This is a genomic window from Streptomyces sp. NPDC093089, from assembly GCF_044754405.1.
Classification (GTDB): domain Bacteria; phylum Actinomycetota; class Actinomycetes; order Streptomycetales; family Streptomycetaceae; genus Streptomyces.
The window spans coordinates 355290-379038 of record NZ_JBIVPA010000010.1 but is presented as its reverse complement, the minus strand read 5'-3'; the positions used below and the strand labels follow the sequence as shown (position 1 = coordinate 379038).

Sequence of the window (23749 nt, the reverse complement as noted above, 5' to 3'; positions counted from 1 at the left end):
AAGCGATGGCGGACGCCAAGGTCATTCCGTTCGACGACGACCGCTCGCGGGCTCGCCGTCGGCCCGACCGGGCCGACGGCGAGACGGCGGCCGTACGGGCCCTCCCGGGGCCGCAGACGGACGCCCGGGCGCCGGGGGAGGCCCCGGGCGTGGCGGGCCCGCACAGCGGCGACGACGGCGCCGGGGCGGCGGAGGACACCGGCGCCGGCGGCGGTGGCTGGGAGCGGCGGCTGGCGGGCGGGCTCGCGTTCCTGCGGCGGCGGATCACCGGCGAGTACGAGGTCGACGAGTTCGGCTACGACGAGGAGCTCACCGACCAGGTCCTGATGTCGCTGCTGCGCCCGCTGTACGAGAAGTACTTCCGGGTGGAGGTGAAGGGCGTCGAGAACATCCCGGCCGACGGCGGGGCGCTGATCGTCGCCAACCACTCGGGGACCCTGCCGCTGGACGGGCTGATGATGCAGGTCGCCGTCCACGACCACCATCCGGCCGGGCGGCACCTGCGGCTGCTCGCCGCGGACCTGGTCTTCGTGCTGCCGGTCGTCAACGAGCTGGCCCGCAAGGCGGGGCACACGCTGGCCTGCGCGGAGGACGCGGAGCGGCTGCTGCGGGCCGGCGAGATCGTCGGGGTGATGCCGGAGGGCTTCAAGGGCATCGGGAAGCCGTTCGGAGAGCGGTACAAGCTCCAGCGGTTCGGGCGGGGCGGCTTCGTGTCGACGGCGCTGCGGGCGGGGGTGCCGATCGTGCCCTGCTCGATCGTGGGTGCCGAGGAGATATACCCGATGGTCGGGAACGCCAAGACCCTGGCACGGGTGCTCGGCCTGCCGTACTTCCCGCTGACCCCGACGTTCCCGTGGCTGGGGCCGCTCGGTGCGTTGCCGCTGCCGACGAAGTGGACCATCCAGTTCGGTGAGCCGATCCCGACGGACTCGTACGCGCCGGAGGCGGCGGAGGACCCGATGCTGATGTTCAACCTGACGGATCAGGTGCGGGAGCAGATCCAGCACACGCTGTACAAGCTCCTGGTGCAGCGGCGGTCGGTGTTCTTCTGAGGTGCTCTCCTGAGAGGCGCTCCTCCGGTCGGTTGTTTTCGGGCAAGAAGAGAGGGGCGCCCCCCGTCCGTGGGGGCGCCCCTCTCTTTGCTAGCGAGCGTCCTCGCTGTCGATGCCGAGGCCCGGAAGGAGGCCCGGCAGGAGTGGCGGAAGGGTGACGTCGGGAACGTCGGCTGTCGGCTGGCTGTCGGCGGGGCCCGTCGGCGTGCCGGTCGGGGAGGGCTTGAGGAGTCCGCCGGCGCTGCCGCCGAGGAGACCGTCGTCCTCCGGTGAGCCGGTTCCGCTGTCCGTGCTCGGGCTGGTGCCCGAGCTGGGGCCGGACGGGCGGGGCGGTGCCGAGTGGCTGCCCGGCGGAGCCGTGTCCGAGGACGGTGGACGCTGGGTGTCCGAACCCTGGCCGCCGCTCGGGACGTCGGGCCTGCTGCTCGGGCCCTCGGAGCCGATCGCGCCCCGGTCGGGTGTGCGGGGCAGCATCGACTGGAGCGGCTCGACGTCTTCGTCTATGGCGTCGAAGACGTGCGTCACCTCGCTGCCGACGTCCGCCAGCTGGACGGGGAGTCGGTCGCGGATGCCGTTCCAGGTGTCCCGGTGGGCCTGGGCGAAGGAGTTGAGCCGGGCCATCGGGGCGATCTCGCCGTCCCGCTGGTACGCCTGGCGGAGCAGGCGGTGGCCTTCGCTGGCGTCGTGCTTCATTCCGCCCAGGACCCGGCGGATTTCGGCGAGGGACTCGTGGTCCAGGTCGCCGGAGCGGCCGCGTTCCATGAGTCTGCGGGCCTCGCTGAGCCGGGTGGAGGCCTGGTCGAGGTAGATGCCGCCGCGGTCCGCGTCGTCGTCCGCCATTCCCAGCTTGATGTCCTCCATGCCCCGCTTGAGCCCGTAGAGCGAGTCACCGGGCAGGGCGTCGGAACTGGCAGCGGCCACTCCGCCGAAGGCCCCCGCCGCCACACCGACGGTGAGACCGCCGGCGGCGAGGCCCTTGGTCCAGCGGGAGCGGGGGCGGAGTTTGCGGAGTGGGGAGGCCCGGTGGGTCCCCTTGCCGCTGGACGTCCGCTGCTCCGGCACCGTAGGGCCCGCGGCCGCGTTCCCCTCCATGAGCATCGCTTCCATGGCGGCCACGAGCTGGGCTCGCTGCACCACCTTGACCTCGGGGTCAAGCTGGGGCTTCGGCAGTTCGCCGAGACCGTTCGCCAAGGCCAACAGCCGCCCCTGCTCGGCCGGCTCGGCCGGGGCTTCGGGCTGCTCGGCCGCCGCGCCCTCGGACGCCCGGTCCTCCAGGGCCTGGGCGAAGGCGTTCGCCCGCCGGTGCGTTGATACGTTCGCGATCACTGGCGGCACCTCCTCTCGTCATGACGGTCGACTCCCCGAGGTGTCCGGAAGGTTGCACACCTTGAGCGCATCCACACGAAAGAGTGAGTGGATGCGGACATGGCGTGTCCACAGGGAGCCTGCATCCCGCACAACGAGCGGCGCGGCACTTGGGTTACGCGCGAAAGATGATCGGACCAGTGCGTCACCGAGGCGTCACCGACTGTGAGTTGGGCGGGGGTCGTGGGGGCGTGGGGGGACGGACGGACGGGGGAGTGCCGCCCGTGGTGGGGGAATGCGTGTGGGGGGTGTGCGGCGGTCAGCGGGCGTCGTCCGGGAGCAGCCGGGCCAGGGTGCGGACGGCCCGGTACTGGAGGGTCTTGATGGCGCCCTCGTTCTTCCCCATGACCCGGGCGGTCTCGGCGACCGAGAGGCCCTGGAGGAAGCGCAGGGTCACGCACTCCTGCTGCTGGGGGTTGAGGCGGCGGACCGCGTCGAGGAGGGCGGCGTTGGAGAGCGACTCGAGGACGGAGTCCTCGGGGCTGCGCTCGACCTCGTTGGCGTCGAGCATCTCGCCGGTGGTGACCTCGAGGCGGAAGCGGCTGGACTTGAAGTGGTCGGCGACCAGGTTCCGGGCGATGGTGACGAGCCAGGCGCCGAAGTCGCGGCCCTGCCAGGTGAAGGTGGAGATCCGGCGCAGGGCGCGCAGGAACGTCTCGCTGGTGAGGTCCTCCGCGGTCGCCTTCCCGCCGACGCGGTAGTAGATGTAGCGGTAGACCGTGTCGCTGTACTGGTCGTACAGGCGGCCGAACGCTTCGGCCTCGCCGGCCTGGGCCCGTTCGACCAGGTCCATCATCCGGGCGCTGTCGCTGTCGGCGCTGGGCCGACGGTGGGTGGTCGAGGTGGCGGAGCGCGCACCACGCCTGCCCACGGCGGCTCCGCCGTCGGCCAGGGCGTAGCAAGGGCCGGCGAGTGCCGGTGCGGCGAAGGCGGGGACAGGGCCGGCGTACGCGGTGGGGACGAAGCCGCGCAAGTGGTCGAGGACCGTTGCGCGCAGCGTAGCCAGGCCCGAGGTGTCAACCCCGACGTGTGGGTACACGGGACTCCCAGAGGCAGAGCTTCCATCACGTGCAGTGCGGGACCGTTCACCCGTCGTGACGACGCGAGGGGTCCTTTGTGCGTCTGAGGAGAATAACGCTTCGTACAGGCAGCACTACACCCAGTTGCTCAAATCACCGATTCCGTCGTTTCCGTCACTGCTTGCAGTCGGAAAAGGGCCTGGTTCGTGACTAGTTGTTGATCGCTTTGCTTTCGGCTGTGACTGCGCGCACGCTGCGTTGTGCTCAAGTGCGGGGCGGGTGAGTGATCGTGGCCGCTGCTGGGTAAGGAGTCCGGAATGCCTGGGGGTCGACCTGTGCGGTCGTGTTCGACCACGGACGGGTGAGGGCGGTTGGTCCGGGGTTGTCGCAGATGATCGCAGCCGAAACGTATCGGCACCGGGGCGACGTGCCGGACGGCGTGATCCTCGCGGGGTGTCGGTGTCGGTGTCGGTGTCGGTGTCAGTGGCGGCGGCGGTGCAGGGCGACCGCGGCGGCCGTGCCGCCGGCGAGGGCGCCCAGTCCCGCGGCGGCGGGGATGCCCACCTTGGCGGCCTTGCGGCCGGTCCGGTAGTCGCGCAGCCGCCACTCGCGGTCCTTGGCGTGCTTGCGGAGCTTGGTGTCGGGGTTGATCGCGTACGGGTGGCCGACCAGCGAGAGCATCGGGATGTCGTTGTGGGAGTCGCTGTACGCGGCGCAGCGGCTCAGGTCGAGGCCCTCGGCGGCGGCGAGGGCCCGTACGGCCTCGGCCTTGGCCGGTCCGTGCAGGGGCTCGCCGACCAGCTTGCCGGTGTAGACGCCGTCGACGGACTCGGCGACCGTGCCCAGCGCGCCGGTCAGGCCGAGGCGCCGGGCGATGATCGTGGCCGTCTCGACCGGGGCGGCCGTGACCAGCCAGACCTTCTGGCCCGCGTCGAGGTGGGCCTGGGCGAGACCGCGGGTGCCCGGCCAGATGCGGTCGGCCATGTACTCGTCGTAGATCTCCTCGCCCATCGACATCAGTTCGGAGACGCGGTGGCCCTGGACGATGGACAGCGCGCTGTCGCGGGCGTCCTGCATGTGCTCGGGGTCCTCGACGCCGGCGAGCCTGAACCAGGCCTGCTGCCAGGCGAACCGGGCGAGTTCGCGGCGCTGGAAGAACTTCCGCTTGTAGAGGCCGCGGCCGAAGTGGAAGATCGCGGCGCCCTGCATCACGGTGTTGTCGAGGTCGAAGAAGGCGGCCGCCCGCACGTCGCCGACGACCGGGAACTCGGGTTCGGCCGGCGCTTCGGCCTCGGCCGCGCCGGTCGCCGCGGCCGCCTCCTCCCGCTCCCTCTCCAGCTGGAGCGAGGACTTGCGCGCTGCCTCGGCAGCGGCCTCGCCTGCGAGGACGCTGCGCGCGGTGGCGGAGCGCCTACGGGGGGTGAGCCATCCCAGAGCGGCCATATCGTGAGCATAGCCAGTCTGTTCGGTACTTCCCGACTTGTGACGATGCCGGGGCGTGAACAGTGTGGGGCTCCCCTGTTAATCGGGGGTGGTCCGGTCCGGGGCGGGGTCGCGCCCGCAGGGGACAGAATGGACGCCATGTTCGGACGGACGAAGAAGAAGGCCGACCCCGCGTCGCGCACCGTGACGCTGATCGGCAAGCCGGGGTGCCATCTCTGCGACGACGCCCGCGCGGTGGTCGAGGCCGTGTGCGCGGAGACGGGTGCACGCTGGGAGGAGAAGGACATCTCCGGGGACGAGGAGCTCCACCGGGCTTACTGGGAGCAGATTCCGGTGGTTCTGGTCGACGGCGAGCAGCACACGTTCTGGCGTGTTGACGCCGAGCGGCTCCGGCGCGAACTGGGTGCGTGACCGAAAGGCGGTTACCATCATGGACGTTTTGTTGGCTTTCGGGGGCGGCGTCGTGAGAGGTGTGTGCGGCTTTGCCCCCTTCGGGTTCCCAACGCGCTGACGCACTCCCCGGTTCCGCGACGACAGGAACCGGCCGCGTGACCCCGGTCACTTTGGCCGGACAAAACGGACACCATCTTTGTGCACGCGTTCACAAAGACATAGCCTGCATTCGACGGGGCGGTCTTGGGACATATGGCCGCCTGCAGCCCCGCTCATCCCGCAGGAGCACCGTGGCAACTGGCCGAACTCACCGACCGGCGACCCGTAGCCGAGGAATTCCCGAGGCCACCGTCGCCCGGCTTCCGCTGTATCTGCGCGCACTCACCGCGCTGTCGGAGCGCTCCGTACCCACGGTCTCCTCCGAGGAGCTCGCGGCCGCCGCGGGCGTCAACTCCGCGAAGCTGCGCAAGGACTTCAGCTACCTCGGCTCGTACGGCACCCGCGGGGTCGGCTACGACGTCGAGTACCTCGTCTACCAGATCTCCCGCGAACTGGGCCTCACCCAGGACTGGCCGGTCGTCATCGTCGGCATCGGCAACCTCGGTGCCGCGCTCGCCGGCTACGGCGGCTTCGCCTCCCGCGGCTTCCGGGTCGCCGCGCTGATCGACGCCGACCCCGCGATGACCGGCAAGCCGGTCGCCGGGATCCCCGTCCAGCACAGCGACGACCTCGAGAAGATCATCCACGAGGACGGCGTCTCCATCGGCGTCATCGCGACCCCGGCCGGCGTCGCCCAGCAGGTCTGCGACCGGCTCGTCGCCGCCGGAGTCACCTCCATCCTGAACTTCGCCCCGACCGTGCTCTCCGTGCCCGACGGCGTGGACGTGCGCAAGGTCGACCTCTCCATCGAGCTGCAGATCCTCGCCTTCCACGAGCAGCGCAAGGCCGGCGAGGAAGCGGGCGCCGAGAGCGGCCCCGACACGGGCACCGAGACCCCCGCGGCCGTCGCACCGCCCGCCCCGCGCACCACGGGCAGCGGCCGCAAGGGACCCGACGGGGACATCCCCGCGGTGATGCCGGCATGAGCCTCCTCGTCGTCGGCCTGAGCCACCGCAGCGCCCCCGTCTCCATCCTGGAGCGCGCCTCGCTGTCGGCGGACACCCAGGCCAAGCTCCTCCAGGACACCCTCGCCGCCGAACCGGCCGCCGAGGGCACCGTCCTGGCCACCTGCAACCGCATCGAGCTCTACGCCGACGTGGACAAGTTCCACGCCGGAGTCGCCGAACTGTCCACGCTGCTCGCGCAGCACAGCGGCGTCGGCCTGGACGAGCTCACTCCTTATCTCTACGTGCACTACGAGGACCGGGCCGTCCACCACCTCTTCTCGGTGGCCTGCGGGCTCGACTCCATGGTCGTCGGCGAGGGCCAGATCCTCGGCCAGATCAAGGACGCCCTCGCCATCGGCCAGGACCTGCACACCGCGGGACGCCTCCTCAACGACCTGTTCCAGCAGGCCCTGAGGGTCGGCAAGCGCGCCCACAGCGAGACCGGCATCGACCGGGCCGGGCAGTCGCTCGTCACCTTCGGCCTCGAGCAGCTCGCCGACGACACCGACGTCGACACCTGGGCCAAGGGCAAGAAGGCCCTCGTCATCGGCGCCGGCTCCATGTCCTCCCTGGCAGCCGCCACGCTCGCGCGCTCCGGCGTCTCCGAGATCGTCGTCGCCAACCGCACCCTGGCCCGCGCCGAGCGGCTCGCCCAGATCCTGAACGAGCCCGGTGGCACGGGGGTGGTCGCACGCGCGGTCGAGATGGTTGCCGTCGGCGACGAACTGACACGTGCCGACATCGTCGTCTCCTGCACCGGCGCCACCGGACTCGTCCTCACCGGCGAGGCCGTCGAGGCCGCCGTACGGGACCGCGGCACCCCGCTCGCCCTGCTCGACCTCGCCATGCCCCGCGACATCGACGCCGCCGCGCACCGCATCCCCGGTGTCCGGCTCGTCGACATCGAGTCGCTCGCCGAGGCCTCTGCCGACGCGCCCATGGCCGCCGACGTCGACCAGGTGCGGGGCATCGTCTCCGACGAGGTGGCCGCCTTCGGCGCCGCCCAGCGCGCCGCCCACATCACCCCCACCGTCGTCGCCCTGCGCACCATGGCCGCCGACGTGGTGGCCAGTGAGGTCGCCCGTCTCGAAGGCCGGCTCCCCGGCCTCGACGACAAGCAGCGCGCCGAGATCACCCAGACCGTGCGCCGGGTGGTCGACAAGCTCCTGCACGCGCCGACCGTGCGGGTCAAGCAGCTGGCCAGCGAGCCCGGCGGAGCCGGGTACGCGGACGCGCTGCGGACACTCTTCGACCTCGACCCGGAGACGGTGGCTTCTGTCAGCCGGGCCGACCTGAATGACGCCGACGTCAAGAACCGAGGGCGAGTATGACCGAGAGGGCACTGAGGCTCGGGACCAGGCGCAGCAAGCTCGCCATGGCCCAGTCCGGGCACGTGGCCGATGCCGTCCGGCAGCTGACCGGCCGGCCCGTCGAGCTCGTGGAGATCACGACGTACGGGGACACCTCCCGGGAGCACCTCGCGCAGATCGGCGGCACCGGCGTCTTCGTCGCCGCCCTGCGCGACGCGCTGCTCGCCGGCGAGGTGGACTTCGCCGTCCACTCCCTGAAGGACCTGCCGACCACCCAGCACCCCGAGCTCGTCCTGGCCGCCATCCCGCGGCGCGAGGACCCGCGCGACGTGCTGATCGCCCGCGAGGGCGTCACGCTCGACACGCTGCCCAAGGGCGCGCGCGTCGGCACCGGCTCGCCGCGGCGGATGGCACAGCTGCACGCCTACGCGCGCAACCACGGCCTGGAACTCACCTGCGTCCCGATCCGGGGCAACATCGACACCCGGGTCGGCTTCGTACACAGCGGTGAACTGGACGCGGTGGTTCTCGCCGCGGCCGGCCTCAACCGCATCGGCGGGACGGCGGAGCTCACCGGCTCCCTGTCGCTCGACCACCTGTCGGTCGACTCCGTCCTGCCCGCCCCCGGTCAGGGGGCACTGGCTGTCGAGTGTCCGGCGTCCGACGCCGACCTCGTCGCCGCGCTCGCCGCGCTCGACGACCCGCACACCCGGGCCGCCGTGACCGCCGAGCGATCCCTGCTCGCCGCCCTCGAGGCAGGCTGCTCCGCACCCGTGGGTGCGCTGGCCGACCTCCAGGCCGACGACCCCGGTCACGGGCAGGTTGTCACCGAAATGCGCCTGCGCGGCGTCGTCGGCACCCTCGACGGCTCGACGCTGGTGCAGCTGTCCACCACCGGACCCGTACCCACCTCGCACGACGAGGCCATGGCGCTCGGACGCGAACTCGCGGACGAAATGCTCGCCAAGGGCGCGGCCGGTCTTATGGGGGAGCGAGCACTTTGAACCCCACCAGCCCGACCACCAGCCCCCTGTCCCCGGCCTTCACCGGCCACGGACACGTGACGTTCCTCGGCGCAGGCCCGGGCGACCCCGGACTACTGACCCTCAGGGCCGTCGAAGCCCTGGCGGGAGCGGACGTCCTGATCGCCGAGCCGGAGGTGCTCGAGGTCGTTCGCGGCCATGCACGCGCGGGGGTGAGCACGCCTGAACTGACGGTTGTCGACGAGGCGTCAACAGCCGCCGGTGTCCCCGTGTTGAGGGATGCCGCCAATCTTGTCATGGAGGCCGCGAGGGGCGGCAGGCGGGTCGTCCGTGCGGTGACCGGCGACCCCGGCCTCGACGGGTACGCGGGAGCGGAAATGCTCGCCTGCGCCGCCGAGGGCATCCCCTTCGAGGTCGTCCCCGGAGTCGCCACCGCCGTCGGCGTGCCCGCGTACGCGGGTGTGCCGCTGCGCGACGCGCAGGGCACGGACGTGCGCTTCGTCGACGCCCGCACCGCCGACGAGCGGTGCTGGGCCGAGGTCGGAGCCTCCGACGGCACCGTCGTCGTCTCGACGTCCTTGGACTCGGTCGCCGCGGCGGCCGGTGAACTGGTGGCGGCAGGCCGTAAGCCGGACACCCCGCTCACCGTGACGATCGCCGGCACCACCACCCGCCAGCGCACCTGGAACGCGACGCTCGGCACCATCGCGCAGGTCTTCAAGCAGGGCAAGGTCCTCCCCTCGCCCGAGGGCCACCGGCCGGTCATAGCCGTGGTCGGCGAGCGCAGTGCCGCGGCCCAGCGGGACCAGCTGTCGTGGTTCGAGTCGAAGCCGCTCTTCGGGTGGCGGGTCCTCGTGCCGCGCACCAAGGAGCAGGCCGCCTCGCTCTCCGACCAGCTGCGCTCGTACGGCGCCGTGCCGCACGAGGTGCCGACCATCGCCGTCGAGCCGCCGCGGACCCCGCAGCAGATGGAGCGGGCGGTCAAGGGGCTCGTCACCGGACGGTACGAGTGGATCGCCTTCACCTCGGTGAACGCGGTCAAGGCCGTGCGCGAGAAGTTCGAGGAGTACGGGCTCGACGCGCGCGCCTTCGCCGGGATCAAGGTCGCCGCCGTGGGCGAGCAGACCGCCGCAGCCCTGGTGGACTTCGGCGTGAAGCCGGACCTGGTGCCGTCGGGCGAGCAGTCCGCGGCCGGTCTCCTGGAGGACTGGCCGCCGTACGACCCGGTCTTCGACCCGATCGACCGCGTCTTCCTGCCGCGGGCCGACATCGCGACCGAGACGCTGGTCGCCGGGCTCATCGAACTCGGGTGGGAGGTCGACGACGTCACCGCCTACCGGACCGTACGCGCGTCGCCGCCGCCGGCGGACACGCGCGAGGCGATCAAGGGCGGCGGGTTCGACGCCGTGCTCTTCACGTCCTCGTCCACCGTGCGGAACCTCGTCGGCATCGCCGGCAAGCCGCACAACGTCACGGTCATCGCCTGCATCGGGCCGGCCACCGCGAAGACCGCGGAGGAGCACGGCCTGCGGGTCGACGTCCTGTCGCCCGAGCCCTCCGTCCACAAGCTCGCCGAGGCGCTGGCGGACTTCGGTCTGCGGCGGCGGGAGGCGGCGCGCGAGGCGGGGGATCCGGTGACGCGGCCGAGTGAGCGTCGGCCGGGGGCGCGGAGGCGTCGTACGACGTAGGTGGGTTTTCTCGGGTGCGGGTCCCTTCGGGGGCCCGCACCTTTTTGTGGGGTGCGGTGGGCGTGGTCGCCCCCCGTTGTGGGCGATCGTCCGCCTGGTGCGGTGCCAGGCCCCGTGCCCGGCCCACCCCGTTGTGCCACAACGGGCGCCGCACCCTTGTCCGGTCCGGCTCGGTCCGGCCTGGTCCACCCCGTTGTGCCACAACGGGCGCCGCACCCTTGTCCGGTCCGGCTCGGTCCGGCCCGGCCCACCCCGTTGTGCCACAACGGGCGCCGCACCTCCGTCCGGCCCGTCCGGGCTGGGCCTGGCCCACACGGAGGTGGGCCAGCGGCCGGCGCACGGGTGCGGCACGGAGGTGGCCAGCGGCCGGCGCGGGCGCACACGGGGGTGGGTCGGGGGCGCGGGCCGGCGCGGGGTTCACGGGGGGGTATGCCCACAGGGCGTCGGTAAGGGGAGGGGGTGGGCGGGCGTAGCCTCGGGGTATGAACTCGTACGGATCGTTTCCGGGGGCGCGGCCGAGGCGGCTGCGCACGACGCCCGCCCTGCGGCGGATGGTGGCCGAGACCCGACTGCACGCGGCGGATCTGATCCTGCCGGCGTTCGTGCGCGAGGGGATCACCGAGCCGGTGCCGATCCAGGCGATGCCGGGCGTCGTGCAGCACACCCGGGACACGCTGCGTAAGGCCGCCGTCGAGGCGTTGGAGGCCGGTGTCTCGGGGATCATGCTCTTCGGGGTGCCCGAGGACGCCAAGAAGGACGCGGCCGGGACGGCGGGTACGGACCCGGACGGCATCCTCCAGGTCGCCATCCGCGACGTGAAGGCCGAGGTCGGCGACGAGCTGGTCATCATGTCCGACCTCTGCCTCGACGAGTTCACCGACCACGGGCACTGCGGTGTGCTGGACGCCGACGGGCGCGTCGACAACGACGCCACCCTGGAGCGCTACGCCGAGATGGCCCAGGTCCAGGCCGACGCCGGCGTCCACGTCGTCGGCCCCTCCGGGATGATGGACGGGCAGGTCGGAGTCATCCGCGACGCCCTCGACACCATCGGCAAGGAGGACGTGTCGATCCTCGCCTACACCGCGAAGTACTCCTCCGCCTTCTACGGCCCCTTCCGCGAGGCCGTCGGTTCCTCCCTCCAGGGCGACCGCAAGACCTACCAGCAGGACCCCGCCAACCTCCGCGAGTCCCTGCGCGAACTCGCCCTCGACCTCGAGGAGGGCGCCGACATGGTCATGGTGAAGCCGGCCGGCCCCTACCTCGACGTCCTCGCCAAGGTCGCCGCATCGGTCGACGTCCCCGTCGCCGCCTACCAGATCAGCGGCGAGTACTCGATGGTCGAAGCCGCCGCCGAGAAGGGCTGGATCGACCGCGACAAGGCCATCCTGGAGACCCTCACCGGCATCCGCCGCGCCGGCGCCCAGATGATCCTCACCTACTGGGCCACCGAAGTCGCCCAGAAGCTGGCCGCCGAACGCATGTAGCGAGCCGAGGCCGAGGCCGGGCATTCGAGCCGGGCCGAGGATGGGCCCGGAGTCATGGCCATGGCCGGGTTCTGGCCCGGGGCAGGAGAACCGAGCCCTGGGCCAGAACCCGGCCATGGCCTTGGGCCAGGGCAGATCATGGGCGGGGCGGGGCGGCGAGCGGAACCTGCCGCCCCGCCCCGCATCGCGTCCAGGGCCGGAGTGGCTTTGCTCAGGCGGTCGGGTGCGGTGCGCGGGTGCGGAGCGTGCGGGAGAGACGGCCGAGGAGTACGGCGTTGGCGAGGCCGGAGAGGGTCACTCCGAGGGAGAAGACCAGGGGGCTCAGCCAGGGGATCGAGGAGTAGTACTCGACGGGCGTGGACAGCGCCATGGCGAGGAGGCTGAACGGGGCCGTGGCCATGAGGGGCCAGATGCCGGCGAAACCGGGATCCGGCAGGACGAGTGCGGCGCACAGGAAGTAGCCCAGGGCCACCGCGACCACGGCGAGGTATCCCCGTGCGAGCCAGTTGTCCACGGCGGGTGCCAGCAAGGACCGAACCCGCTGGGGGCGGGTGGCCGTGGGGGCCGTCGTCTGCTTCTGCTCGGCCGGGTTCGTGTGGTGGGGGACGGGCTCACGCATACCGGTCGGTGCGGTGGTCGTGGTCCTCGTGGCGAGGGCGCCGAGCACGGCGGCGTTCACGAGGGCGCACAGGAGGAGCCAGGCGGAGAGGGCCGCGATCGCCGTGACGTCGGCCGCGCCGTCGATCTCGGCGCCGGGGTCGAGGGGGAAGAACACGCACAGGAAGGAGAGGGGGGCCGTCAGCAGCAGGGGGCTGCCGGCGAAGGTGCTGTCCGGGAAGAGGAACGTGAGGCCGAACGAGACGGCGAACACCGCCAGGTAGCTGCGGGAGAGCCAGTTGCCCGAGGCGAGCGCGAGGAGTCGGCGCGGGTGCGGGGCGCGGCGGGTGCGGGGCGCGGTCGGCATCGGTTGCTTCCTCGGGTCGGTCGGTCCGGTGTTGATCTCCACGGTGGACCACGGGTCGGGCTCGGGCATGAGTACGGGTACTCACCGGCAGGTCCGCGGAATCCTCATGCGTCCGGGAGGGGGCGTGGGTGTCAGGGCCGGTGGAGGGTCCGGACGGGGCGTCGAGGAGGGCGGCTCGGGCGTGGGCGTCGAGGCCGAGGGAGTGGCCGGTCGGGGCGCACGCGGGCCGGGGGAGCTGGTTCGGGGGCATCGCCCTGACGGGAAGCTACGGGGCGGCACCGACAGTGGGGGCCGCGGCGGCGCGGGCGGGGCGAGTGGTGGGGGTGCGGGGGACGGCGCACTCTGGAGGGGTAGCCGACAGGTACCTCGCGGAGGTGGTCCTCATGATGCACACGCTTGTCGGATGGCATGTGGAGATGGAGTTCAAGGAGGAGGGCGACCAGACGCGGGCGGCGGCGATGGTCCGGCTCACCGACGGGACCGAGTTCCGGGCGCGCGGCGTCGCCAACCGGCATCCCTCCGACCCGGAGCAGCTGAGGGTGGGCGAGGAGATCGCCGGGGCGCGGGCCCTGATGGACCTGGCCTCGCAGTTGCTCCAGAAGGCCCACACGGAGATCGACGAGGTGTCCGGCCGGACCTCGCACAGCATCCGCTGACGACGAAGCCCCCGGCACGGGACACCGTGCCGGGGGCTTCGCTTCGGAATCGGGATCAGAGGCGCTCGGGCGTCCGGATGCCGAGGAGGGCCATGCCCTGGTGAAGGGTGCGGGCGGTCAGGTCGCAGAGGAAGAGGCGGTTCTCCGCGACCTCCTGCGCCGGCTCCGGCTTGATGACGGGGCACTGGTCGTAGAACGTCGTGTACAGCGAGGCGAGCTGGTAGAGGTACGCCGTCAGCTTGTGCGGGGCGTACTCCGCGGCGGCCTCGGAGACCGTCTCGGCGAACTGGTCGAGGTGCAGGCCGAGGGCGCGCTCCGCCGGGGCCAGCTCCAGTTCGGGGTGGGCGGCGGGGGTGCGGTCGCCGGCCTTGCCGAAGATCGACTTGATCCGGGCGTAGGCGTACTGGAGGTACACCGACGTGTCGCCGTTCAGCGACACCATCTGGTCCAGGTCGAACTTGTAGTCGCGCGCGGCGGACGTCGACAGGTCGGCGTACTTCACGGCGCCGATGCCGACGTACTGGCCGTTCTCGACGATCTCCGTCTCGGTCAGGCCCACCTTCTCGGCCTTCTCGCGGACGACGGCCGTCGCCCGGTCGACCGCCTCGTCGAGCAGGTCGACCAGCCGGACGGTCTCGCCCTCACGGGTCTTGAACGGCTTGCCGTCCTTGCCGAGGACGGTGCCGAAGGCCAGCTGGACGGCCTTGACCTCGTCGTTCAGCCAGCCGGCCCGGCGGGCCGTCTCGAAGACCATCTTGAAGTGCAGCGACTGGCGGGCGTCCACCACGTACAGCAGGGAGGAGGCCTTGAGGTTCTGCACCCGGTCGCGGATGGCGGAGAGGTCCGTCGCCGCGTACCCGAAGCCGCCGTCGGACTTCTGGACGATCAGCGGGGTCGGGTTGCCGTCCGGGCCCTTCACGTCGTCGAAGAAGACGCAGAGCGCGCCCTCGGAGCGGACGGCGACGCCGGACTCCTCGAGGATGTGGCAGGTCTCGGTCAGCATGTCGTTGTAGCCGGACTCGCCGACGACGTCGCCGTCGCGGATGTCCATGTCGAGCTTGTCGAAGACCGAGTAGAAGTAGATCTTCGACTCGTCGACGAAGCGCTGCCAGAGCGCGAGCGTCTCCGCGTCGCCGGCCTGGAGGTCGACCACCCGGGCGCGGGCCCGCGTCTTGAACTCCTCGTCGGAGTCGAAGAGGGCGCGCGAGGCCTTGTAGAGCCTGTTCAGGTTCGACATGGCCTCTTCGCCGGAGACCTCGGCGCCGTCCTCGGCCTTGTGGTCCAGCTCGTGCGGGTGCTCGATCAGGTACTGGATGAGCATGCCGAACTGGGTGCCCCAGTCGCCGATGTGGTGGCGGCGGACCACCGTCTCGCCCGTGAACTCCAGGATCTCGACCATCGCGGCGCCGATCACGGCGGAGCGCAGGTGGCCGACGTGCATCTCCTTGGCCACGTTCGGCTGGGCGTAGTCGATCACGGTGGTGCCGGCCGACTCGTTGAACGGGACGCCGAGACGCGCGTCGGCGGCCCGGGCCGCGAGGGTCTCGACGATCGCCGTGTCGGTGACCGTGATGTTCAGGAAGCCGGGGCCGGAGACCTCGATCTCCTTCAGGACGTCGTTCGCCGGGATCGCCTCGACGACCTTCGTCGCCAGCTCGCGCGGGTTGCCCTTGAGCTGCTTGGCGAGCGCCAGGATGCCGTTGGCCTGGAAGTCGGCCCGGTCGCTTCGTCGGAGCAGCGGGTCGGCGGACGCGGCGTCCGGCAGAGCCGCCGAGAGGCCGTCCGCGAGGCGCTGCTGCACGGTCGAAGCGAGGGAAGGGACCGAGGCCATGAGCTTCCGTTCCTGTTGGGTTCGTCTGGTCTGATTCGCTTGTCAAGTGTCCCATGGGACCGCAACGCGATTTCCCCGCCTGTGGACGAGTTCGGAGAGCGCTGTCCTGTGGACAACTTCGGAGACCGTCCTTCCGTCTGGGAGAATGGCTCCACGTAGGGCTGTCAGGCAGGACCCCTCAGGAAGAAGGACGTACCGACCGTGGCTCAGAGCAGCACCGAGACCGACTGGGTCTCCCGTTTCGCGGACGAGGTCATCGCCGAGTCGGAGCGACGTGCGCCTGGCAAACCGGTCGTCGTCGCCTCCGGCCTCTCCCCGTCCGGCCCGATCCACCTGGGCAACCTCCGCGAGGTCATGACCCCGCACCTGGTCGCGGACGAGATCCGCCGCCGCGGGCACGAGGTCAGGCACCTGATCTCCTGGGACGACTACGACCGCTACCGCAAGGTGCCGAACGGCATCGAGGGCATCGACACGTCCTGGGCCGAGCACATCGGCAAGCCGCTGACCTCCGTCCCGGCCCCGGCCGGCTCGCCCCACCCCAACTGGGCCGAGCACTTCAAGGCCGCCATGGTCGAGTCGCTGGCCGAGCTGGGCGTCGAGTACGACCCGATCAGCCAGACGGAGCAGTACACCGCGGGCGCCTACCGCGAGCAGATCCTGCACGCGATGAAGCACCGCGGCGACATCGACGCCATCCTCGACCAGTACCGGACGAAGAAGGCCCCGAAGAAGCAGTCGCAGAAGCCGGTCGACGCGGCCGAGCTGGAGGCCGAGGAGGGCTCCGGCGCGGCGAGCGAGGACGACGGCTCCGGCGGCGCGTCCGGCTACTTCCCGTACAAGCCGTACTGCGGCCGGTGCGAGAAGGACCTGACGACGGTCACCTCGTACGACGACGAGACCACCGAGCTGGCCTACACCTGCACGAACTGCGGCTTCGCCGAGACCGTGAAGCTCAGCGAGTTCAACCGCGGCAAGCTGGTCTGGAAGGTCGACTGGCCGATGCGCTGGGCGTACGAGGGCGTCATCTTCGAGCCCTCCGGCGTCGACCACTCCTCGCCCGGCTCGTCGTTCGTCGTCGGCGGCCAGATCGTCCGCGAGGTCTTCGACGGCGTGCAGCCCATCGGCCCGATGTACGCCTTCGTCGGCATCAGCGGCATGGCCAAGATGTCGTCCTCGAAGGGCGGCGTGCCCACCGCGGCCGACGCGCTGAAGATCATGGAGCCGCAGCTGCTGCGCTGGCTGTACGCCCGCCGCAAGCCCAACCAGTCGTTCAAGATCGCCTTCGACCAGGAGATCCAGCGGCTCTACGACGAGTGGGACAAGCTGGAGGCCAAGGTCGCCGACGGCAGCGTGCTGCCCGCCGACGCCGCCGCCCACTCCCGCGCCGCCCGCACGGCCGCCGGCGAGCTGCCCCGCACGCCCCGCCCGCTGCCGTACCGCACCCTCGCCTCGGTCATGGACATCACCGCGGGCCACGACGAGCAGACCCTGCGGATCCTGACCGAGCTCGACCCCGAGAACCCGGTCACCGCGCTCGACGAGGTCCGGCCGCGTCTCGACCGCGCCGAGAACTGGATCACCAACCAGGTCCCGGCCGACCAGCGCACCATCGTCCGCGAGGAGCCCGACGCCGAGCTCCTCGGCTCCCTCGACGACGAGGGCCGCGAGTCGCTGCGGCTGCTCCTGGAGGGCCTCGACACCCACTGGTCGCTCGACGGGCTCACCACGCTCGTCTACGGCGTCCCGAAGGTCATGGCCGGACTCGACGCCGAGGCCAAGCCGACGCCCGAGCTGAAGCTCGCCCAGCGCGCCTTCTTCGCCCTGCTCTACAAGCTCCTCGTGAGCCGGGAGACCGGGCCGCGCCTGCCCACGCTGCTCCTCGCCGTGGGCGCGGACCGGGTGCGCAAGCTGCTCGGCGCGTGAGCGTCCGCGCGTGACGTGACGTGAGTACGTGAAGAGGGCCGCTCCCGGAATCCGGGAGCGGCCCTCTTCACGTACCTCGGGGGTCTACGGGATGTCGACGTCGGCCCTCGCCTGCTGGACGCGCTCCTGGGCCCGCGGGACGGCCTGCCGCAGCAGGTCGATGTCGGACGCGGGGAACTCCTGGAGGCCGTACTGCTCGGCCACCAGCTGCGCCAGCTCGGCCTCGCTCGGGGCCTGGCCGTACTCGATCACGAAGGTCTCCATGACCTTGTAGACGACGTCCTCGAACTCGTCGTCCCGCGGCTCCCGCGGCTGCTCCTCGACGTACTCCGGGTACTCGACGAACTCCTCGGGACCCGGCGGCGGCACGTCCTCCGGCCCCTGCGGGACCGGGACCGGCATGGGCTCCAGGCCCTCGACGATCTGCGGGTTGTACGTGCCCCCGTACGTCTCCGGGGTGACCTGCTGGGTGTCGAACCACGGGCTGTCGTGGTTCACGGGCACCTGCTGGCCCTCCGCGGGCTGGAGCCCGGGGTGCGGGAGGCCGGGGTGCGGGAGCCCGGGGTGCGGGAGCCCGGGGTGCGGGAGCCCGGGCTGAGGGAGGTCGGGGTGCGGGAGCTGCTGCGGCACGGCGGCCTGCGGGACTGCCGCCGCCACCGGCTGGGACGGGGAAGGCAGCTCGGCCTGGGGCAGTGCCACCGGCTGGGGCTGCGGCGGCAGCACCGCGGGCTCGATGCCCGCCGCGGCGAGGCCGGCGGCGGCGGTTTCGGCCAGCGGCACGCCGTAGCGGGCGAGCCGGAGGGGCATGAGGGCCTCGACCGGGGCCTTGCGGCGCCAACTGCGGCCGTAGCGGGCCTGGAGGCGGGCCTGGTAGATCAGCCGCTCCTGCTCCAGCTTGATGACCTGCTCGTACGAGCGGAGCTCCCAGAGCTTCATACGGCGCCAGAGCCGGAAGGTGGGCACCGGCGACAGCAGCCAGCGGGTGATCCGCACACCCTCCATGTGCTTGTCCGCGGTGATGTCCGCGATCCGGCCCACCGCGTGCCGGGCGGCCTCGACGGCCACGACGAACAGGACCGGGATCACCGCGTGCATGCCGACGCCCAGCGGGTCCGGCCAGGCGGCCGCGCCGTTGAAGGCGATCGTCGCCGCCGTCAGCACCCAGGCGGTCTGGCGCAGCAGCGGGAACGGGATCCGCAGCCAGGTCAGCAGCAGGTCGAGGGCGAGCAGCACACAGATGCCCGCGTCGATGCCGATGGGGAAGAAGTACGAGAAGGTGCCGAAGCCCTTCTGCAGCGCGAGCTCGCGCACGGCGGCGTACGAGCCCGCGAAACCGATTCCCGCGATGATCAGCGCACCGGCGATGACGAGGCCGATGAGTATTCGGTGTGTGCGTGTCAGCTGCATCGCGGCCACCCGCGATCCCTCCCGTCAAACGACATCCGGCGCGCACAGAGTGGCACATGCGCGCGAAACCCGGCCCCCGGGGGAGGGACGGGCTCCGCTTCTATGTGCCGCTCTGTGCTGGTCTGTGACTACTTGTTCGCCGCCGCGACGGCCGCGACGGCTTCCTTGGCCGCCTTCACGGCGCCGTCCATGACCTGCTTGTCCGTCGGTCCGATGGCACCCGCGTATCCGGCGCCGTTGAACGAGAGGAGGACCAGCACGTTGCCCGTACGCGCCACGACCGAGGTGTAGACGAAGTCCTCGTCCGTCTTGCGCAGCTGGTAGGAGACGGCCTGCGCCTCGTCGCCGATGCCCGCGGCCGTCGTCGTGCGGAGCTTCTTGGCGCCGGGGGTCTCCTGGACCTTCGCGACCTCCTTCGCCAGGTTCTCCTGGGCGCGCTCCTGGCCGCTGCCGAGCGAGGCGTCCGACTCGTACCGGTAGAACGACACGTCGAGCCAGCGGTAGTGCGAGCCGTGCACGCCCTTGTCCTCCAGGCCGTTCCACGAGCAGCCGCCGCGGCTGGCCAGGTCGCTGGAGGCGGCCGCCGTGCCGTTCTTGGTCTTCGCCTTGGGGACCAGGGAGGCCGTGGTCCTGGCGGAGATCGACTTGCAGACGTCGGGCAGCTTCGCGAACTTCGCGGGCTCGACCGCCTTCGTCGTCTGCTTCGGCGACGGGGTCGCGGACGCGGAGGCGGACGTCTTGTCCTGGCCCTTGCCCGTGCCGGAGTCACCGGAGTCGGAGGAGCAGCCGGCGGCGACGAGCATCACCGGGACGGCGGCGCAGGCGAGTATGCGGGAGAGGCGCGGAGCTGATCGCTGCATGGTTCCTTCAGTCGCTTGTCGTACGGTCCGGCCGGCGGTTCGGTGGGAGTCGGCCCTGGCCGCGGCCCGGGGGGACGGTCACCGGTACGGCGACACGTTACGTGGTCGCCGCCCGCTCACGGGGTGGAGCCGGACGGCTACTCCTCCAGGCGCTCGGCGAGCAGCCTGGCCAGGTTCCGGGCCTTTTCCTGCAGTTCCCGGCTGTCGGGGGCCTCGGTGGAACCGGTGGTCTGCTCCCGGTAGGAGACGGTCACGATCACGTTGGATGTGCGGAAGACCACGCTGACGGCGCGCTGATGGCCGTTCGCGCCGACCTTTCCGAGGGTGTCGTCGAGGTACGCGATGTCGCCGAGGTCGTCGAGGACGCGCGGTTCGAGGCCGGTGGAGGTGGGGGTCGGCGTCGGGTCGGCGGAGCCGGGCGGGGTGGCGCCGGTCGTCGGCGCCTTGGACGCCGGGGTCTTGCCCGGGGCGGTGAGCGGGGCTCCGTCCGTCGCCTTGGTCGCGGTGGCCGTCGGCGTCGGGGTCGTGGCGGTCGGCGAGGAGGGCGCGGTCGGCGCCAGGGGGATGCCCGCTTCGAGCTGCTTGGCGGTGAACACGGACTGCGCGCGGTCGGCGTCGCTGATGGTCGTGTCGTACGAGACGACCCGCTCGATGTCGAGCGTGAGCCGGTGCGAGGTGTCCGGGCTGTCGGCCCGCCAGGTGCAGCCGACGCGCCGGTCGGTGTCGTACGTGACGGCGGCGGTGCCGCGGTACGCCTTGTCGCGCCCGCTGTCGGGCAGCGCGGCGGCGCCGGGCAGCAGGTCCTTGAGGGTGGCCTGGGGGACGGAGCCGCAGGGCTCGAACAGGGTGCTGTAGCGGCCGGGCGGCGCGACGGGGGCGGCGGGGCCGGCCTTCGCGTCGACGGTGACGTCGTCGGCGGGCGCGCCGGCGGAGCACCCGGTCAGGCCGAGGCCGAGGCCCAGCCCGAGGACGCTGGTGAGGGCGACGGCGGTGCGAGCCGTGGACCCGGTGCGACCGGGGGCGTACCTCTTTCGCTGCACGGTCCCAGGCTCCCTTCTCCCGAAGTCTTTCCCGAAAACTGTTTGCCGCGTGAACCCGGCCGATGGACACAATGTCTATCGCACACGCAGCCGTTGATGCCGGTCCGCTGTCACCTGTACGGGCTTTGGCTCCGGTTTTTGCGTTATCAGACTTTTCGGGGGAATCGAGGAATTATGTCGTACGTAGAGGTACCCGGCGCGAAGGTGCCGATCCGTATGTGGGCCGATCCCTCCACGGTCGAGGGCGGCGCCATGCAGCAGCTGCACAACGTGGCCACCCTGCCCTGGATCAAGGGCCTTGCCGTCATGCCGGACGTCCACTACGGCAAGGGCGCGACGGTGGGCTCGGTCATCGCGATGCAGGGCGCGGTCTGCCCGGCGGCGGTCGGTGTGGACATCGGCTGCGGCATGTCGGCGGTCAAGACGTCCCTGACGGCGAACGACCTGCCGGGCGACCTGTCCCGGCTCCGCTCGAAGATCGAGCAGGCGATCCCGGTGGGGCGGGGGCTGCACCGCGAGGCGGTGGACCCGAAGCGGCTGTTCCAGTTCCCGACGGCCGGGTGGAACGACTTCTGGTCGCGGTTCGACGGCGTCGCGGACACGGTGAAGTTCCGCCGGGAGCGGGCGGGCCAGCAGATGGGAACGCTCGGATCCGGTAATCACATGATCGAAGTCTGCCTTGATCAGTCAGGGGCGGTCTGGCTGATGCTGCACTCCGGCTCCCGCAACATCGGCAAGGAGCTGGCCGAGCACCACATCGGAGTGGCCCAGAAGCTCTCCCACAACCAGGGCCTGGTCGATCGCGACCTGGCGGTGTTCGTCTCGGACACCCCGCAGATGGCGGACTACCGCAACGATCTGTACTGGGCGCAGGAGTACGCGAAGTACAACCGCGCGATCATGATGGCGCTCCTGAAGGAAGTCATCCGCAGGGAGTTCCGGAAGGCCAAGGTGACCTTCGAGACGGAGATCTCCTGCCATCACAACTACGTGGCGGAGGAGCAGTACGAGGGCATGGACCTGCTGGTCACGCGGAAGGGTGCGATCCGGGCAGGCTCCGGGGAGTTCGGGATCATCCCCGGATCGATGGGGACCAGCTCGTACATCGTGAAGGGGCTCGGCAACGAGAAGGCCTTCAACTCCGCGTCACACGGTGCAGGGCGCAGGATGAGCCGGAGCGCGGCCAAGAAGCGCTTCACGGTGCGGGACCTGGAGGAGCAGACGCGGGGCGTGGAGTGCCGTAAGGACTCCGGCGTCGTCGACGAGATCCCGGCGGCGTACAAGCCGATCGAGCAGGTGATGGAGCAGCAGCGGGACCTGGTCGAGGTCGTCGCGAAGCTGAAGCAGTTCATCTGCGTGAAGGGCTGACGCTGAGATGGGCCTCCGGCACGACGTGCCGGAGGCCCTTCGGCGTGCCCTGGAGACCGCGTGGATTCGGGCCGATGCTGTTGGCGAGGCGCCACCGCCGCACTTGGCAGCTGCTCTGGGACCGACCCAGTTCTGTGGCCGCGTGGGCCATTGTGGGCGCAGCGAGCAGGGTGCGGTCTTCCTCGGCGGTCCAGGGTTTCCGGGGAGGCCGGATCTTCATCCCGGGCGGACGCACCCAAGAGGCGAGAGAAGCGGCGGCACTCTTCTTGCGCTCCAGAGCGAGGCATCCGGGGTAGTGGAGATGTGCGGCCAGCTGGACGGCCGCCTCCTTCGTGTACAGGACGTTGTAGACCCCGTCACGGGTGTTCCGGTTGATCCGGCGTTCCGCACCGGTGACCCGCTTCGCGTAGTGGCACAGGTAGGCGCCAATGGCGGTGCTGGACGTCGCGAGGGAGACGAACGGGAAGCCCTGGCCCGTGTAGCCGACGGATCCGTCGGCGTCGACGATGCCGCGGAGGTAGTCACGGCGGGAGAACTCGACGCGGGGCGGCTTGATCTTCGTGGACTTCCTGCCGTAAGGCAGGCAGGCCTGGTTGAGCGTGGTGCGCGCTTCGAGTGCGCACAGGCTCCAGATGGCCGAGTGGTGCTCCTTCGAGAAGTTCGTGGACCTGGTGCGTTCGGTGATGCTGCTGTTGTACGGGGTCAGCCGCTGGAACTCGCGGAGGATGTTGATGTCCCGCACGTTGACCTCGACGGTCAGTCGCCCCCGATGACGTGTCTGTTCGCTGAGGTGTCCGTCGGCTTGCAGGAAGCCGGGCATGTAGGCGTACTCGGGGTCCTTGACGTTCATGAAGATGGGCGCGGGGCGCTGATGCCGAAGAGCGCGGGCGCGCTAGGGTCCTGTTCAGCCATGGGAAGTCGTCTCTTCCTTCTGGTGAGGCCCTCGGCGGGGACTGCAATCCCTGCCGGGGGCCGTTCTGTATTCAGTTGTCTCCGACGTCAGGTCGGGGTTTCGGGTGTCGTGCGGGTGATCGGGGGATTCACCCGGACGTGTCAGAGCTCGCGGTGGACCTTGGTGTTGGAGGCCTGGGCGCGGGGGCGGACGACGAGGAGGTCGATGTTGACGTGCGGGGGGCGGGTGCAGGCCCAGGTGATGGTGTCGGCGACGTCGTCGGCGGTGAGGGGCTCGGCGACGCCGGCGTAGACCTTGGCGGCCTTGTCGGTGTCGCCGCGGAAGCGGGTGGTCGCGAACTCGTCGGTCTTGACCATGCCGGGGGCGATCTCGATGACGCGGACGGGGGTGCCGACGATTTCGAGGCGGAGGGTCTCGGCGAGGACGCGGGCGCCGTTCTTGGCGGCGACGTAGCCGGCGCCGCCCTCGTAGGTGGAGTGGCCGGCGGTGGAGGAGAGGACGACGACCGTGCCGTCGCCGCTTGCGGTGAGCGCGGGGAGCAGGGCCTGGGTGAGGTTCAGCGTCCCGATGACGTTGACCTCGTACATCCGGCGCCAGTCGTCCGGGTCGCCGGTGGCGACGGGGTCGGCGCCGAGGGCGCCGCCGGCGTTGTTCACGAGGACGGCGAGGGTGCGGAACGCGGTGGCGAACTCGTCGACGGCGGCGCGGTCGGTGACGTCGAGGGCGTAGGCGGTGGCCTGGTGGCCGGCCTCGTTGATCTCGGCGGCCAGGGCCTCGATGCGGTCCTTGCGGCGGGCGGTGAGGACCACGCGGTAGCCGGCGGCGGCCAGCTGCCTGGCGGTGGCGGCGCCGATTCCGCTGCTCGCTCCGGTGATGACGGCGATGGGGGTACCGGGGCCGGTCATGACGTGCTCCTCGCGCAGGTGGTCGATTACGTC

At 71.2% G+C, this 23749-nt stretch carries 20 protein-coding genes; 10 read left to right on the top strand and 10 right to left on the bottom strand.

The genetic code is table 11. The features are described 5' to 3' along the window. Positions 1-5: 5 nt before the first annotated feature. Positions 6-1052 carry a lysophospholipid acyltransferase family protein gene (locus ACIQFX_RS25115; protein ID WP_402467357.1) on the top strand — a complete coding sequence of 349 codons (1047 nt, stop codon included), beginning with the start codon at positions 6-8 and terminating at the stop codon, positions 1050-1052. 90 nt (positions 1053-1142) lie between these two features. Here ACIQFX_RS25115 and ACIQFX_RS25110 read toward each other — a convergent pair whose 3' ends face one another. The 3 genes from ACIQFX_RS25110 to ACIQFX_RS25100 form a co-directional block, all read right to left on the bottom strand. After that, entirely contained in the window at positions 1143-2378 is a 1236-nt protein-coding gene (locus ACIQFX_RS25110) for a DUF5667 domain-containing protein (protein WP_402467354.1), read from the bottom strand. A gap of 298 nt (positions 2379-2676) precedes the next feature. Further along, positions 2677-3456, bottom strand: coding sequence for an ECF subfamily RNA polymerase sigma factor, BldN family (locus ACIQFX_RS25105; protein ID WP_402467351.1), 780 nt, complete (start codon positions 3454-3456; stop codon positions 2677-2679). A gap of 460 nt (positions 3457-3916) precedes the next feature. Further along, positions 3917-4879 carry an HAD family hydrolase gene (locus tag ACIQFX_RS25100; RefSeq protein ID WP_402467348.1) on the bottom strand — a complete coding sequence of 321 codons (963 nt, stop codon included), beginning with the start codon at positions 4877-4879 and terminating at the stop codon, positions 3917-3919. A 129-nt stretch (positions 4880-5008) separates the two neighbouring features. Between ACIQFX_RS25100 and ACIQFX_RS25095 the strand changes: the two genes are divergently transcribed. From ACIQFX_RS25095 to hemB, 6 genes are all read left to right on the top strand, one after another. Beyond that, the gene (locus tag ACIQFX_RS25095) at positions 5009-5290 is read left to right on the top strand and encodes a glutaredoxin family protein (protein WP_402467346.1); all 282 of its coding nucleotides are present in this window, start codon (positions 5009-5011) and stop codon (positions 5288-5290) included. Between the two features lie 272 nt (positions 5291-5562). Then, positions 5563-6357, top strand: coding sequence for a redox-sensing transcriptional repressor Rex (locus ACIQFX_RS25090; RefSeq protein WP_402467343.1), 795 nt, complete (start codon positions 5563-5565; stop codon positions 6355-6357). Beyond that, positions 6354-7709 carry a glutamyl-tRNA reductase gene (locus ACIQFX_RS25085; protein ID WP_402467340.1) on the top strand — a complete coding sequence of 452 codons (1356 nt, stop codon included), beginning with the start codon at positions 6354-6356 and terminating at the stop codon, positions 7707-7709. Before ACIQFX_RS25090 ends, ACIQFX_RS25085 begins: the two co-directional genes overlap by 4 nt. Next, complete coding sequence (gene hemC, locus ACIQFX_RS25080) at positions 7706-8692, top strand: hydroxymethylbilane synthase (RefSeq protein WP_402467337.1); 987 nt, start codon at positions 7706-7708, stop codon at positions 8690-8692. The genes ACIQFX_RS25085 and hemC overlap by 4 nt, the downstream gene beginning before the upstream one ends. Further along, positions 8689-10359, top strand: coding sequence for a uroporphyrinogen-III synthase (locus tag ACIQFX_RS25075; RefSeq protein WP_367824607.1), 1671 nt, complete (start codon positions 8689-8691; stop codon positions 10357-10359). The genes hemC and ACIQFX_RS25075 overlap by 4 nt, the downstream gene beginning before the upstream one ends. 482 nt (positions 10360-10841) lie before the next feature. Then, a complete protein-coding gene (gene hemB / locus ACIQFX_RS25070; protein WP_402467334.1) occupies positions 10842-11846 on the top strand; it encodes a porphobilinogen synthase in 1005 nt (334 codons plus the stop codon). Between the two features lie 211 nt (positions 11847-12057). Here the strand turns inward: hemB and ACIQFX_RS25065 are convergent, their stop codons facing one another. Next, on the bottom strand, positions 12058-12810 hold the full coding sequence (locus ACIQFX_RS25065; protein WP_402467331.1) for an SCO4225 family membrane protein: 753 nt from the start codon (positions 12808-12810) through the stop codon (positions 12058-12060). A gap of 386 nt (positions 12811-13196) precedes the next feature. Between ACIQFX_RS25065 and ACIQFX_RS25060 the strand changes: the two genes are divergently transcribed. Beyond that, the gene (locus tag ACIQFX_RS25060; RefSeq protein ID WP_402467440.1) at positions 13197-13466 is read left to right on the top strand and encodes a DUF1876 domain-containing protein; all 270 of its coding nucleotides are present in this window, start codon (positions 13197-13199) and stop codon (positions 13464-13466) included. Positions 13467-13521: 55 nt separating this feature from the next. Here ACIQFX_RS25060 and argS read toward each other — a convergent pair whose 3' ends face one another. Beyond that, positions 13522-15297, bottom strand: a complete 1776-nt coding sequence (gene argS, locus ACIQFX_RS25055) for an arginine--tRNA ligase (RefSeq protein WP_402467328.1) — start codon at positions 15295-15297, stop codon at positions 13522-13524. 201 nt (positions 15298-15498) lie between these two features. Here argS and lysS point away from each other — a divergent pair, with 201 nt between their 5' ends. Next, positions 15499-17223: a lysine--tRNA ligase gene (gene lysS, locus ACIQFX_RS25050; RefSeq protein WP_402467325.1), complete on the top strand. Its 1725-nt coding sequence runs from the start codon at positions 15499-15501 to the stop codon at positions 17221-17223. Between the two features lie 84 nt (positions 17224-17307). On the opposite strand, the gene ACIQFX_RS25045 is transcribed toward lysS, so the two are convergent. From ACIQFX_RS25045 to ACIQFX_RS25035, 3 genes are all read right to left on the bottom strand, one after another. Beyond that, on the bottom strand, positions 17308-18639 hold the full coding sequence (locus ACIQFX_RS25045) for a DUF2637 domain-containing protein (RefSeq protein ID WP_402467323.1): 1332 nt from the start codon (positions 18637-18639) through the stop codon (positions 17308-17310). Between the two features lie 119 nt (positions 18640-18758). Next, entirely contained in the window at positions 18759-19490 is a 732-nt protein-coding gene (locus tag ACIQFX_RS25040; protein WP_402467321.1) for a DUF3558 domain-containing protein, read from the bottom strand. Between the two features lie 137 nt (positions 19491-19627). Then, entirely contained in the window at positions 19628-20530 is a 903-nt protein-coding gene (locus ACIQFX_RS25035) for a DUF3558 domain-containing protein (RefSeq protein WP_402467318.1), read from the bottom strand. Between the two features lie 174 nt (positions 20531-20704). Between ACIQFX_RS25035 and ACIQFX_RS25030 the strand changes: the two genes are divergently transcribed. Further along, complete coding sequence (locus ACIQFX_RS25030; RefSeq protein WP_402467315.1) at positions 20705-21898, top strand: RtcB family protein; 1194 nt, start codon at positions 20705-20707, stop codon at positions 21896-21898. Here the strand turns inward: ACIQFX_RS25030 and ACIQFX_RS25025 are convergent. Both ACIQFX_RS25025 and ACIQFX_RS25020 read right to left on the bottom strand, forming a co-directional pair. Next, positions 21879-22748 (bottom strand): LAGLIDADG family homing endonuclease, encoded by an 870-nt coding sequence (locus ACIQFX_RS25025; RefSeq protein WP_402467312.1) that lies wholly within the window; start codon positions 22746-22748, stop codon positions 21879-21881. The two genes, ACIQFX_RS25030 and ACIQFX_RS25025, sit on opposite strands and share 20 nt — an antisense overlap. A 203-nt stretch (positions 22749-22951) precedes the next feature. Beyond that, a complete protein-coding gene (locus ACIQFX_RS25020) occupies positions 22952-23716 on the bottom strand; it encodes an SDR family NAD(P)-dependent oxidoreductase (protein ID WP_402467309.1) in 765 nt (254 codons plus the stop codon). Positions 23717-23749: the final 33 nt, after the last annotated feature.